The organism is Priestia megaterium (genome assembly GCF_023824195.1).
Taxonomy (GTDB): Bacteria; Bacillota; Bacilli; order Bacillales; family Bacillaceae_H; genus Priestia; species Priestia megaterium_D.
In genome coordinates this window covers 2,140,272-2,152,265 of record NZ_CP085442.1, presented here as the reverse complement: position 1 = coordinate 2,152,265, position 11,994 = coordinate 2,140,272, and the positions used below count along the sequence as shown (strand labels likewise).

Annotated in this window: 13 protein-coding genes; 3 read left to right on the top strand and 10 right to left on the bottom strand. The window is 37.3% G+C overall.

All coding sequences use genetic code 11. The features are described 5' to 3' along the window. Positions 1–144: 144 nt before the first annotated feature. The 4 genes from LIS78_RS10855 to LIS78_RS10840 all read right to left on the bottom strand — a co-directional run bounded on the left by LIS78_RS10855 (position 145) and on the right by LIS78_RS10840 (position 3,945). Positions 145–303 carry a hypothetical protein gene (locus tag LIS78_RS10855; protein ID WP_155017217.1) on the bottom strand — a complete coding sequence of 53 codons (159 nt, stop codon included), beginning with the start codon at positions 301–303 and terminating at the stop codon, positions 145–147. 30 nt (positions 304–333) lie between these two features. Then, a complete protein-coding gene (locus tag LIS78_RS10850; RefSeq protein ID WP_251396424.1) occupies positions 334–1,209 on the bottom strand; it encodes a peptidylprolyl isomerase in 876 nt (291 codons plus the stop codon). Between the two features lie 25 nt (positions 1,210–1,234). Beyond that, positions 1,235–2,236: an acyltransferase family protein gene (locus LIS78_RS10845; RefSeq protein ID WP_195780263.1), complete on the bottom strand. Its 1,002-nt coding sequence runs from the start codon at positions 2,234–2,236 to the stop codon at positions 1,235–1,237. Between the two features lie 296 nt (positions 2,237–2,532). Continuing rightward, positions 2,533–3,945 (bottom strand): amino acid permease, encoded by a 1,413-nt coding sequence (locus tag LIS78_RS10840; RefSeq protein ID WP_025752074.1) that lies wholly within the window; start codon positions 3,943–3,945, stop codon positions 2,533–2,535. Between the two features lie 361 nt (positions 3,946–4,306). Here LIS78_RS10840 and LIS78_RS10835 point away from each other — a divergent pair, with 361 nt between their 5' ends. Beyond that, positions 4,307–4,960, top strand: a complete 654-nt coding sequence (locus LIS78_RS10835) for a GntR family transcriptional regulator (RefSeq protein ID WP_195780264.1) — start codon at positions 4,307–4,309, stop codon at positions 4,958–4,960. A gap of 154 nt (positions 4,961–5,114) precedes the next feature. Here LIS78_RS10835 and nhaC read toward each other — a convergent pair whose 3' ends face one another. Continuing rightward, positions 5,115–6,521: a Na+/H+ antiporter NhaC gene (gene nhaC, locus LIS78_RS10830; protein ID WP_209151569.1), complete on the bottom strand. Its 1,407-nt coding sequence runs from the start codon at positions 6,519–6,521 to the stop codon at positions 5,115–5,117. Between the two features lie 323 nt (positions 6,522–6,844). Between nhaC and msrA the strand changes: the two genes are divergently transcribed. Continuing rightward, positions 6,845–7,750 carry a peptide-methionine (S)-S-oxide reductase MsrA gene (gene msrA, locus LIS78_RS10825; protein WP_195780266.1) on the top strand — a complete coding sequence of 302 codons (906 nt, stop codon included), beginning with the start codon at positions 6,845–6,847 and terminating at the stop codon, positions 7,748–7,750. A 3-nt stretch (positions 7,751–7,753) separates the two neighbouring features. On the opposite strand, the gene LIS78_RS10820 is transcribed toward msrA, so the two are convergent. After that, complete coding sequence (locus tag LIS78_RS10820; protein WP_195780267.1) at positions 7,754–8,449, bottom strand: YqjF family protein; 696 nt, start codon at positions 8,447–8,449, stop codon at positions 7,754–7,756. Positions 8,450–8,468: 19 nt separating this feature from the next. Then, complete coding sequence (locus tag LIS78_RS10815; RefSeq protein WP_195780268.1) at positions 8,469–9,422, bottom strand: NAD(P)/FAD-dependent oxidoreductase; 954 nt, start codon at positions 9,420–9,422, stop codon at positions 8,469–8,471. A gap of 200 nt (positions 9,423–9,622) precedes the next feature. Here LIS78_RS10815 and LIS78_RS10810 point away from each other — a divergent pair, with 200 nt between their 5' ends. Continuing rightward, a complete protein-coding gene (locus LIS78_RS10810; RefSeq protein WP_013056747.1) occupies positions 9,623–9,955 on the top strand; it encodes a hypothetical protein in 333 nt (110 codons plus the stop codon). A 34-nt stretch (positions 9,956–9,989) separates the two neighbouring features. Here the strand turns inward: LIS78_RS10810 and motB are convergent, their stop codons facing one another. The 3 genes from motB to LIS78_RS10795 all read right to left on the bottom strand — a co-directional run bounded on the left by motB (position 9,990) and on the right by LIS78_RS10795 (position 11,883). Then, positions 9,990–10,823: a flagellar motor protein MotB gene (motB, locus tag LIS78_RS10805; RefSeq protein ID WP_252285145.1), complete on the bottom strand. Its 834-nt coding sequence runs from the start codon at positions 10,821–10,823 to the stop codon at positions 9,990–9,992. After that, positions 10,816–11,610: a flagellar motor stator protein MotA gene (motA, locus tag LIS78_RS10800; protein ID WP_013056745.1), complete on the bottom strand. Its 795-nt coding sequence runs from the start codon at positions 11,608–11,610 to the stop codon at positions 10,816–10,818. The genes motB and motA overlap by 8 nt, the downstream gene beginning before the upstream one ends. Before the next feature lie 129 nt (positions 11,611–11,739). After that, positions 11,740–11,883, bottom strand: coding sequence for a hypothetical protein (locus LIS78_RS10795; protein WP_014460421.1), 144 nt, complete (start codon positions 11,881–11,883; stop codon positions 11,740–11,742). Positions 11,884–11,994 lie beyond the last annotated feature (111 nt).

Genomic DNA, 11,994 nt, shown 5'->3' with positions numbered 1-11,994 from the left:
CCTGCATCCTTTTGTTTACTTTATTATACAAAAAGAATCAGCAGAAACAAGCTGCCTCTACTGATCTCTCTTCATTTTAATTTTCCCTACCTGTATTAAGAATGGGCGCGAACTGCTGTTCAGCAGTTCGCTTCTTTTGTACTTTTATGAATGACTAACGATTTGATTTGAATATGAAGGATTTGATCCATTAACAGTTTCTGTGACCTTTACAACACGCCGGCATATCTCAGCTCGTACACCTCTGTGCTTCAATTGTTCGACGATTTTTTCTAATTTGCTATAAGACGCTGTTTGTTTCATATCCATCCCCTCATTTCGTTAAGGTATTATTTATGAATCAAGTTTGTTTGTAATATCGTACTTTTTCTTTAGCTTTTGTAACCATGTTGGATACTCTGTTTGGTATTTTTGATCAAGCAGCGTTTGCTTAATTTTTGCTTTGCTGTTTTCATATGTTGCTTTTTGCGCTTCTTTTTTGCCCGTTACTTTAATAATGTGATAACCGTATTCTGTTTTAACAGGATCACTCACTTCATTTACTTTCATTGAAAATGCTTTGTTGGCAAATGCTTCGACCATATCGCCTTTTTTGAAGTATCCAAGATTTCCGCCATCTGATTTAGAAGCTGTATCTGTTGAATACTCTTTTGCTAGCTTCGCAAAATCTTCTCCTTTATCAAGCTTTGCCTTTACTTCTTTCGCTGTTTTTTCGTCTGCTACTAAGATATGACTAGCTTTTACCTGTGCTTCTGTAGCTAGTGAATCTTTATTTTCATTAAAGTACGATTTGATTTCACTATCTTTAATATTAATAGTCGACTCGACCATTTTTTTTGCTTCGATATTTGTCTTTAAGTCTTTTTTCAGCTCTGACAATTTTACACCGCTGGATGTTAATGCTTGATTTAATGCATCTTCTCCCCCATACTGACTTTTAAGGTTTTCCAATTCAGCATTAATTTCTTTATCGGTTACTTTAATATTTTGTTTAGCTGCTTCTTTTGAAATGACTTTTTGTTCAATCAGTGAATCAAGGACGCTTGATCCTCCTTGGGCAAGAAGAGCTTCGTACAGTTGATCTTTTGTGATTTTTTCATCACCAACGGTAGCAACCACCTTTGATTTATTCATTGCTACGGCACCAATAGCTACTGCAGCAATAATGACAACAGCTGCAATAATCATAATTATTTTGTTTTTAGACATCATTAAACTCCTTTTCCATTTCTCATTACTTACCTAAACTTAAACTTTTGCGCGTTGGTAACGGTTTAAGCTCAATTAAAGGCCTTGCAATCGTAGATACGTATTTACTCGACAACAACCACGCCACTCCACAAGCTCCAATCAGAAGAATGCTGTATCCTTGTACACTTTCTATCCAGTCTCCAAAAGAAGATAAGCGAATATATTTAATTAGAAATCCATGTAGCAAATACACATAAAAGGTTTGAGCACCTCGAGATGTAAAAGACATCGTCTGTGTAGGGATCAAAGCTAGAAAGGAAACCGTCATTGCTAAGCTGATGCTATAAAATAGTGTACGAATGATCATTCCCTCTACTTGATTTACACCTAAGGAGGCATAAGATTTTGAACCAAATAGCCACTCCTTCTCAAAATCCGGTGCTATATACTGGATCCACAGAGCAATAATCAGCAATGTGCCTCCAGCTACTTTCTTACAAGAAACAGACGTCAACTTTTTAAAATGTTCTTTTTTCATATAAAACCCTGCTAAGAAGAAGGGAAAGAATACAAATGTTCTAGAAAGACTTAACGTTGTTTCCAGCGGCTCACATAAGCCAATCATAATTCCTAAAACTGCCGCGACGGCTAAAGGATATTTGATCTTTGTAAAAATGAACAGCATTGCATTCCAACAAAATAAACTTAGTAAAAACCACAGTGACCAAGCTGGCTGAAACACTGAAACTTCGAATGACGATTCATCATACAGTTTATAATCATATACCGCATAGATAAGTTGAAAGATAATATAGGGAAACAATACTTTCTTCGCCATCTTCCACATATATCCTTTCTTTCGGTATCCCTTTGCAAAATATCCGCTTATTAAAATAAACGCTGGCATATGAAAAGTGTAAATAAATATGTAGAGCGTTCGTAACCACTGTTCATCATTGATGAAGGGAGTTAACAAATGGCCAAACACTACTAATACAATTAAGATGAATTTTACGTTATCAAAATACGCATCCCGCTTAGCCATTTGACTTCCTCCTTTCTTTTGCGTTCTATGGATTTGTACGACGTGCTGCTGCGAATATCTTTTCTTTACATTCCTTACTATACATAGTGAAAATGAAAAAACAGTGAAAACCTTTCGTTTTTCTATTTTTAAGTAGGGCGACGCTAAATAAGTTTGACAAATGGCGCCTCTTTCTCTACTATATAGATACGCACCCTATCCAATTCAATTTCGCTTGTTGCGGGACACTTAACCAGTACGGATGGATAGGGTGTTTTTGTATGCAAAAAAAGCAGAAGACCTAGGTCTTCTGCTTTTTATTTTGCTATAGGCTGACTTTCGTTTTTTCTGTTTCCTTTTTTATTTTTCAAATAATAAAACAAGTAACAAAAAAGGACAAATGGGATACCGCAGTATAATGCGATACGCTGACTCTCATCAAAAGCCAGTCCTACACAAGCAGCAAAGCATAAAACAAACGCTAAGATAGGTACAATAGGATATAAAGGAGCTTTGTAAACAAGCTTCGATACATCATTCCCTTCTTTAATATAGCGTCTTCTGAACATAAAGTGAGAAGCCGCAATAGCCATCCATACAGCTACAACCGCAAATCCAGAAATAGAAACTAATACTAAGTAAACAGTTGTTGGTGCAACTACGCTTGACAGCAAGGACAGACATGCCACTCCCATGCTGATAAGTAACGAATTAAATGGAACTCCTTTAGACGTTACTTTCCCTAACCAAGTGCTGACCATTTTTTGATCAGATAATGACCATAGCATTCTCGAACATGCATATAATCCTGCATTAGCGTTTGATAATAAAGCTGTTAAAATAACCAAGTTCATAATATCTGCTGCGTAAGGAATACCTATTTGATCAAATACCGTCACAAAAGGACTTTCTAACACTCCTGCTTGTTTCCATGAAATCAACCCAGATAGGACAAACATGGCGCCAATAAAGAAGAAGAACGTACGCCAAATGATATTTTTAATTGCTCGAGGTATGTTCTTTTCCGGATCCTCTGTTTCCCCCGCCGTAATACCAATTAATTCTGTTCCCGAAAAAGCAAAGCTAACGGAAACCATCGTAATTAATACAGGCATAAGTCCATTTGGAAATAAACCGCCTTCTCCTGTAAAATGAGAAAGCATCGGCGCTTTTTCATGACCGCTAAGAGGAATGAATCCAAACATCGCTGCTGCGCCTAAAATAATAAATACAATAATCGTTAATACTTTAATACTTGAAAACCAAAATTCTGTTTCGCCGAAAAAACGTACAGATGTTGCATTTAAACCAAATAATAAAAGGGCAAACAGCGCGCTCCATATCCAAACCGAAACGTCAGGAAACCATCTTTGCATAAGCAACCCAGACGCTGTAAACTCCGATCCGACAGATACCACCCAAGTCAGCCAGTAGAGCCAGCCAACCGCAAAACCAGTTCCCGGCCCTATAAACTTTGTAGCGTATACTTGAAATGATCCTGACACAGGCATTGCTACGCTTAGTTCCCCTAGACATATCATGACTAAATACATAATTAATCCACCGATTAAATAAGCAAGGAGTGTTCCCCCAGGACCTGCTGCATTAATTGTGTAGCCTGAGTTAAGAAACAACCCCGTACCGATAACACCGCCAAGGGAAATCATAAATAAATGACGGCTTTTCATTTTTCTTTGTAACTGATTCATAGATGTTGTATTCTCCCCCATTGTGTTCCTCCTTTTATAGTAAACCTATCTAAAAACTCGGTTTATTTACATATTCTTTATAGTCTCTTCTCTGCAGGAGTAGGCTCTATTTCTTCGATATGTATAAATTTTGTATATTGTATACAATATACACTTCTTAAATCTTTTTACGATTATATCATTTTTCAGATTTTTTACAACAATGAATAGTAAAAAATATTTCAATAATTCTATTTTTTATATTCTAACTAAGATTAAATGAAGTGATATGATATGATTATTTTTATACCTGTACGTTCTTTCTTGCTATTTTTATACTCTTTCATCACCATGACATGAAGAGAAAGAACAGCTGATGCGATATTTATTTTAGGGGGAAACAATGAACAAGGGGCCTATGATTTATCATTCATTAAAAGATCATGTATATAACTACATAGCAAGTCAAATTCAAGACGGTACACTGCTGCCTAACGACAAAATAAATGAAGCCAGTATTTGTTCTCAGCTGAATGTCAGCCGAACGCCTGTAAGAGAAGCGCTTATTAAATTGGCTTCAGACAACCTATTAGAATACAGACCGCGCAGAGGGTTTACTGTAAAGGAAATTGATACACCAAAAAAACTAGAAGTATTTGAAATCGTCGGTGCTTTAGATGGTCTGGCAGCTGCCCTGTCGATTGATCACTTAACTGAAGAAGATTTTACGAAGATGGATGAGCTTATTAAAAAAATCGATGTTTCGATTGAATTAGAAAATTATCAGGATTATCAAAAATATCAAACGTATTTTCATCGAGTATATTTGAACCGATGCGATAATGTGACCTTAAAAGAACAGCTTATGTCTTTACAAGACGGATTCATCAGACAAACGTACTTTAGCGATGACAATAAAGAGCTATACGCCATTTTACATGTGATGAATGAACATCACCGACATATTCTGAAACTTCTGAAGCAGAAAAAAAAGACGGATGTTCAGCTTTACCTTCAAAATGTTCACTGGAAAATCGAATATCCAGAAATGATTTGATCAAAAAGAGCTCGAGACATAACTAAATCAATTCAATCTAAAGGCGATCAAATTGTACCAATAAAAAAATCCGAACGAAGTTGATTCTCCATCAAGAATCTCAATTCATCGTTCGGATTTTCCTTCAACTAAAATACTCTTGTTCCAGCCTCTTTTATTTCGCTATAGAAGAACGTTGTTTTTCTTCGGTTACGTACCAAATGAATTTCCCTGTATATCCGTAAATAATCGCCAAAATAATAGAGACAAAGCTGAGCCACATAAACGGCAGATAAGCGAATGTAGAAATCCCAAGCGTTGTAGCTAGAAATACACCGTTGTCCGTCCACGGAACCATCCCTGAAGTTAAGGTTCCCCCTACTTCTGAGTTACGGGCAAGCACCAGACGCTGTATTCTTAACTTGTCATAACTTTTCTCCATAATTTTCGGTGTTAAAATCAATGAAACATACATCGCACAACCAAATATATTTCCTAATAACCCAACGAAAATAGTAGAAGCCGTAACGTTTCCTGAATTGACAAGAATTTTTTCAAATTTAGATAGCAGGACTTCTAAGACGCCCAGCTCATCTAATAAACCGCCAAATCCTAGACCGAAAATAATCACAATAATAGAGTCAACCATGCTTAAAATCCCGCCTCGGTTTAACAGCTCACTTAAAAATGTATTATCGGTATTAATTTTAAATCCTTCATAAGCGGTATTAAATGCGCTCGCCACATCCATATGTTGAAAGACAACTGCCCATATAATTCCTAACAATGAACCAATTGCAATTGCTGGAAGAGAAGGTTTCTTTAATGCTAAAAGGACAATGACAGCCAAAGCAGGAATCAGCATCCACCCGCTGATATGGAATGTATCCAACAGCGAAGACTTTAATTCTTCTACACGTCCAGCATCAAAATCTTTACCTCCATACATAAATCCTGTTACGGTAAATAGTACTGCCGTAATGAGGTAAGCAGGAATATCTAAAACTAACATTGCTTTTACGTGATCAATAACATTCACTCGAGCCATTGACGCAGATAAAATGGTACTGTCAGAAAGAGGAGAAAGTTTGTCTCCAAAATAAGCTCCTGAAATCACGGCTCCTGCTACTAAAGGAAGCGGCATACCTAGCCCCTGTCCAATTCCCATCATCGCAATTCCAGCTGTGCCAACCGTTCCCCAAGATGTTCCTGTTGAAATCGAGGTAATAGAGCAAATGATAAGTGTAGCAAGTAAAAAGAATGTTGGATTAATAAACTCTAATCCAAAATAAATAAGAGAAGGAACAACTCCTCCGGCAATCCATGTTCCAATTAACGTACCGACGGCTAATAAAATTAAAATAGCTTCTAAGCCGTTTGATATTCCTCTTGTAATGGCCCCTTGCAGCTGATTATACGTATACCCAAGTCGTACTCCTAATGCCATAACAATAAACCATGAAATAAATAAAGCGAGCTGAATAGGTAAATCAAAAACAGTTGCAAATGAAATAACAACAGCTAAAAATAAAGCAAGCACAATCATTATTTCCCACATAGATGGTAAACGGGTTGTGTTCAAACTAGCTCCTCCTAAACTGGTATGTAGATTCTGGAATGTGGTATCGTTTAAGAGCAAAACGTCCTTATTTTTTAATTGTTCCTTTTACTGCTCCAACGTATGTATTTCTATGAGTACTTAAACAATAAACTGCATCTTTTTAAGAACATAAAATAAGGATACTCGCGTAAACAATATGCCATTTTTCTTTTATCCAGTGGTCATAATACCACAAGAGTGTGCTTTCTTACAAGACTAGTTATAAAGCGCTTTCTGTTTGTTTATACATTTTAATATATAAATATATTTTCATTTATTTTATTCAACGAAAAGAGGAAAGTAACATGAAAGAATATGCAACGTTTGCGGGAGGATGCTTTTGGTGCATGGTCGCTCCTTTTGATCAGCTTACAGGAATCAGCAGTATCCGCTCGGGCTACGCTAAAGATGAACAAATTACTTCTGAAACTAAACAGGAAAGCGAATACGTAGAAGCAGTACAAATTGTATGGGATCCTTCTCAAATTAAGTTTGAAGAGCTGCTTAACCTGTATTGGCAGCAAATTGACCCTACGGATTCCGGCGGACAGTTTTCAGACCGCGGACCGTCGTATCGAGCCATTATTTTTTATCATAACGAAAAACAAAAAGAAGCGGCTTTCGACTCTAAAAGAAAGCTAGCCCAAAGCGGGCGCTTTAAGCGTCCTATCGTCACACCTATTTTACCTTTTTCTTCTTTTTACGAAGCAGAAGAGCAGCAGCAGGATTATTATCGAAAAAACGCATTTCACTATAAATTATACAAAGAAGGCTCGGGGCGAACTGATTTTCTGACGCAGCATTGGCCAAAGGACCGCTCTTACATCAAAAAGGTCCTAACGCCTATGCAATACTTTGTTACGCAGGAAAGCGGAACCGAACCTCCTTTTACAAATTTATATTGGAATAACAAAAAACAAGGAATTTACGTTGATCTTCTAACGGGAGAAGCACTGTTTAAAACGTCAGATCAGCTCCCTTCCCATACAGGGTGGCCGGTTTTTAAACGCCCTATTTTATACGGAAATATAAAAAAAGTTCCGATGCAGCATGAAACAGCACTAAAAAGCAAAGAAGGAAATAACTATTTGGGTTTACTATTAACCGAAGAAAACAGCGAATACTATCAAGTAAATTCCGCGGCTTTGCGCTTCATTCCAAAAGAGAAGCTTAAAGAAGAAGGGTATGAAGACTTTTTAATTTTGTTTTGATACTTATACTTTTTTAAAAGGATAAAAATAAGCCTTGACTTGATTTGCGTAGTGAACAATTAAATCGTGACTGTCCGTCGGGCGCAAAAAAGGCTGAGTAATAGAATCATCTCTTATTTCACACTCCCCTTTTTGCAGCTCCCAAGGATCATGATAAAGATCTCCTCTGTAGACATTTCCTTGATGAGTGGTAAATAAGCAGTAGCGCTCTGTAAGCCAATGAGCTAATTCTCCTTTTCTACTCCGATAGGACGGAGAAGTACCTCTATATGTAAGCTTTACTCGCTCTTTTTTTGAGTCTCTGTGTGTTCGAACTGACTGAAAAGAAATATGGTTCTGAGTTTTGTTGAATGTCATAGCAGCGTGGTAATAAGGCAAATGAAAAAACTGACGTGCAATCCATACCCCTAGTGGATTGCTTGCGTCTAAACTAAAAAAATAAACGCCTTTTTCCCCTTTATATGTAACATATGTACGCACATTTAGCTCATATAGCCGTGAAAAGATGGGAACTGCGGGCGTTCCTTTGAATCGAATGTCTGTCATCGTAAAAGGCACAAGTGCAATCCATCCTTGACCATCATAGGTGTCAGGCTCTAACTGACTAGGCAATAAAGAAGCCAAAAATGCCGGATCTACAGGCCAATGAATAAACAGTAAATCTTTCCAGGTTTGTTTCATTATCCAATTATTTTTCACTTCTTGGTCCCTCCTTTTTCTAGATGTTCTTTCCCATTAATTCAGCGGCTGCCGATTTCCCTGACAAATATGCGCTCTCTAACCGTGAGTGATTCGTCTCGTCTTCCCTTCTTAAAAAAGCATCTCCTGCCACCAGTAGCGACGGCATAATTTCAGCAAAGGGCTGATGAAGAACTTGTTCAACCTCTGCATAGCGCCATTTCTTTAACTGAATGCTTTTAATATGATTTGCACCTATCCATTCTTTTATTTCATTTTTTATCGCCCGCAGCAACTCATGTTCATGTTCATCAAAATGTTTTTCTGACCAGTCTTTATTCATATATATGCTAAGAACGGGCGTCTTTGATATTCCTTTTTGCTGATGATTAACGATTCTTTGGATTGTGCTAGATGGATTCGTGAGTTGACCATGATCACCATACAGCATCTCTGTGTAAAGCTCCACGATAGCAACCAAGCAGGGGCTAAATTTCAGTGTTTTAAGAACAGATTGGTCCGCTTGCAGCTTACTATTATTAAGTACCTCAATAACCTGAGGAGACGGAGGTGTAAGAATGATATCAGTCGCTTCAAAAACCTCATTTTCTTCTGTATACAGCTGATACCTTCCGTTTTGAAAATCAATGGTTTGAACTTTTCGATTCACGTATACGCGTAGATCTTCAGCTAAATATTTAGCTAGCGCATTCATGCCATTCATACTTTGATACCGAGGGTGATGGTCACCAAACCACTTCTTAACCTTTCTATCAGCTATCCATTTATTTACGTCTTGTTGAAATTCATCGGATCTCACTGTAAAAAATTGAGCTCCGTGATCTGCTTTTCCATCCCCTACTCTTCGGGTAGCCATTCGTCCCCCTACACTTTTACCCTTATCAAGAAGAAAGACCTCTATTCCTTCTTTTTGTAATTCAGCCGCTGCTGTAAGACCCGTCATTCCAGCACCTACTATTCCTACTCGTCTCATTTTTTCCTCCTTATTTAACTCATTTACTTACAGTATAAAAAAAGCGGAATGATTGAGCTAATTTAAACTGTCTTTTTCATTCACCTTTGCTCCTGCTTGTCTCAAAAAAATAGTCTACGATTCCTTTCAGCTGAGTATACTTGTTGTATACAAATATAATCTTTACCTGCTAGCACGTCTATAGATAGGAGGACTGTCACATGATGCTCTATGATATTAAGCACAAAGTATATTACGAAGTATTTAATACAGCTCGCCCTAAAATGAAGGACGCTCACCAAGGACGAAGCTGGGGATATGTTTATAAAAATCTCAATGGACAACCTACAAAGTTTTGGATTGACTTTACGCACGGACGTTTTATGTACTTTCAAGTTGAAGACAAGTGGTATCGCGTGCAATATTTGCAGTCCAATGATAAGAAAAAAACAGCGGATGTCTTTAAAGGCGCTCTCATTGACTTGATTTTAGATGGAATGGATCTCAAGTTAGTACGAGGAAACTTTGAAAAGAGAAGACTCTTAGCTTTATAACACATAGAAAACAGCCGTAAAAGCAGGACTGCTTTTACGGCTGTTTAATTGTACGAGGAGTAATCAATATTTCAACCCTTCTATTTTTCGCTTGCCCCTCTGCTGTATTGTTAGATGTCACCGGTTTGAACTCTCCAAATCCTTTTGCACTGAACATGCTTGGATTAAGCTTATCATTTTTTAAGATAACTTTCATAAAGTTAACTGCTCTCATCACGCTTAACTCCCAGTTGGATTCAAAACCAGCGTTGCGAATAGGTACGTTATCGGTGTGACCGCTAATAATAATATTACGAGGAGGATCAATCACCAAAAGCTCTGAAATATCATTTGCGATTTTTGTATCTTCACTCCGAACTTGTGCTCTTCCCGAATCAAACAATACATTGTCTCGAATGGAAATTAAGAGACCTTCCTCGGTTAGCGAAGTCTGTAATTGATTTGTTAAGTTTTTCTTTTGAATATACGCATTAATTTTAGATTGAATTTGCTGAAGCTCTTCTTGATCAGCTTCTCGAATGGTTTGCTCCTTTTGTTCGCTCGTTAACGATTGTGAAGAAGCAGGAGACTGATTGAGAGCTGTCTCCACTTCATTTGTTTTTTCCGTACTTTTAGCTGCAGGAGTATTTGAAGGCTGAACCACTTCTTCAGATTCCTGCAGAGATTGAAATTCCATCACGCCCGTTCCTCCAACGAACGCTTCATTAAATGCGCGAGAAAGGTTCTTAAATTTTTGCGCATCCACTGAGCTCATTGCAAACAATACAATGAATAAAGCAAGTAAAAGTGTAAGCAAATCTGAGTAAGGAAGCAGCCAGCTTTCGTCAACATGGTCCTCCTCGTGCTTTCGTTTTCTGCGTCTACTCATTTATGCCCACTTCACTTTCTTGAAGAAGCTTTTTACGTTCCGCTGTTGGCAAATAAGAAGCCAGCTTTTGCTCAATTACTTTTGGTGTTTCTCCTTCTAAGAGTGAAAGCACTCCTTCGATCATCATATACTTTACCTTTACCTCATGTTTCGATTTACGCTTTAGTTTATTTGCAAACGGATGCCATAGTACATACCCAGTAAAAATACCAAGAAGCGTAGCAACAAACGCCGCGCTGATCGCATGTCCTAGCGTATCTGTATCTTCCATGTTCCCAAGCGCAGCAATTAACCCTATAACAGCTCCAAGTACACCCAGAGTTGGAGCATATGTACCTGCTAAAGCGAAAATACTTGCACCCGTTTGATGTCTTTCTTCCATAGCATCAATTTCTTCAGACAACACGTCTCGTATATAATCCGCACTTTGACCATCAATAGCTAAATTCAAACCATTTTTTAAGAAAGGGTCATCTACATCAATAATTTGGGCTTCAAGTGATAGTAACCCTTCTTTTCGAACAACTTGTCCCCATTCAGAAAACATGGATACTAAATCAACGGGCTGCAGCATTTTTTGTTCTTTAAACAGGACACCAAACAGTTTTGGGACTCTCTTGATTTCATTTGAAGGAAATGCAATCACTACTGCTCCGACGGTTCCGACAATAATAATTAAAATAGCAGCCGGATTTCCTAACACAGATGGATTAACCCCTTTGAAAAACATACCTACAATAAGAGAGGCTATTCCTAAAATCAGTCCAATAAAAGATGTTTTATCCATATGTAATTCTCCTATCCTAAACTTCCTGTTCTTTCTTTTTGTGTATTTTATCCTCATCTTTTATTTCGACTATTTCATAGAATCTTTAAGCTTTTTATGAATCATATTTACAATTACAGCTTTTCTCTATTATAAAAACACTTTTTTCAACTTTTCATACAGAATATCTGAAGGTCCAGCTATAATCGCTACAATTTGATTTTCCACATAAATAGCAGCCGTCATCTTATTATCAATATCAGCTAAAATTGCAAACCCGACGTTAATGTTCAACTTTATTCACCTCTGTAACGTTCTTGTTTATTCAACATATAAAAAGAACAGTCTTACCATTTATTTTTCCGTGTTTTATTGACATTTGTAAATTTTATATTAAGATTATGT

What these genes read in the sequence shown, in the direction of transcription:
- LIS78_RS10810 (WP_013056747.1), top strand. Translation starts at nt 9,623, where the DNA reads ATGATGCTCTATGATATTAAGCACAAAGTATATTACGAAGTATTTAAT.
- LIS78_RS10855 (WP_155017217.1), bottom strand. Translation starts at nt 303, where the DNA reads ATGAAACAAACAGCGTCTTATAGCAAATTAGAAAAAATCGTCGAACAA.
- motB (WP_252285145.1), bottom strand. Translation starts at nt 10,823, where the DNA reads ATGAGTAGACGCAGAAAACGAAAGCACGAGGAGGACCATGTTGACGAA.
- LIS78_RS10850 (WP_251396424.1), bottom strand. Translation starts at nt 1,209, where the DNA reads ATGTCTAAAAACAAAATAATTATGATTATTGCAGCTGTTGTCATTATT.
- LIS78_RS10815 (WP_195780268.1), bottom strand. Translation starts at nt 9,422, where the DNA reads ATGAGACGAGTAGGAATAGTAGGTGCTGGAATGACGGGTCTTACAGCA.
- motA (WP_013056745.1), bottom strand. Translation starts at nt 11,610, where the DNA reads ATGGATAAAACATCTTTTATTGGACTGATTTTAGGAATAGCCTCTCTT.
- LIS78_RS10840 (WP_025752074.1), bottom strand. Translation starts at nt 3,945, where the DNA reads ATGGGGGAGAATACAACATCTATGAATCAGTTACAAAGAAAAATGAAA.
- msrA (WP_195780266.1), top strand. Translation starts at nt 6,845, where the DNA reads ATGAAAGAATATGCAACGTTTGCGGGAGGATGCTTTTGGTGCATGGTC.
- LIS78_RS10835 (WP_195780264.1), top strand. Translation starts at nt 4,307, where the DNA reads ATGAACAAGGGGCCTATGATTTATCATTCATTAAAAGATCATGTATAT.
- LIS78_RS10845 (WP_195780263.1), bottom strand. Translation starts at nt 2,236, where the DNA reads ATGGCTAAGCGGGATGCGTATTTTGATAACGTAAAATTCATCTTAATT.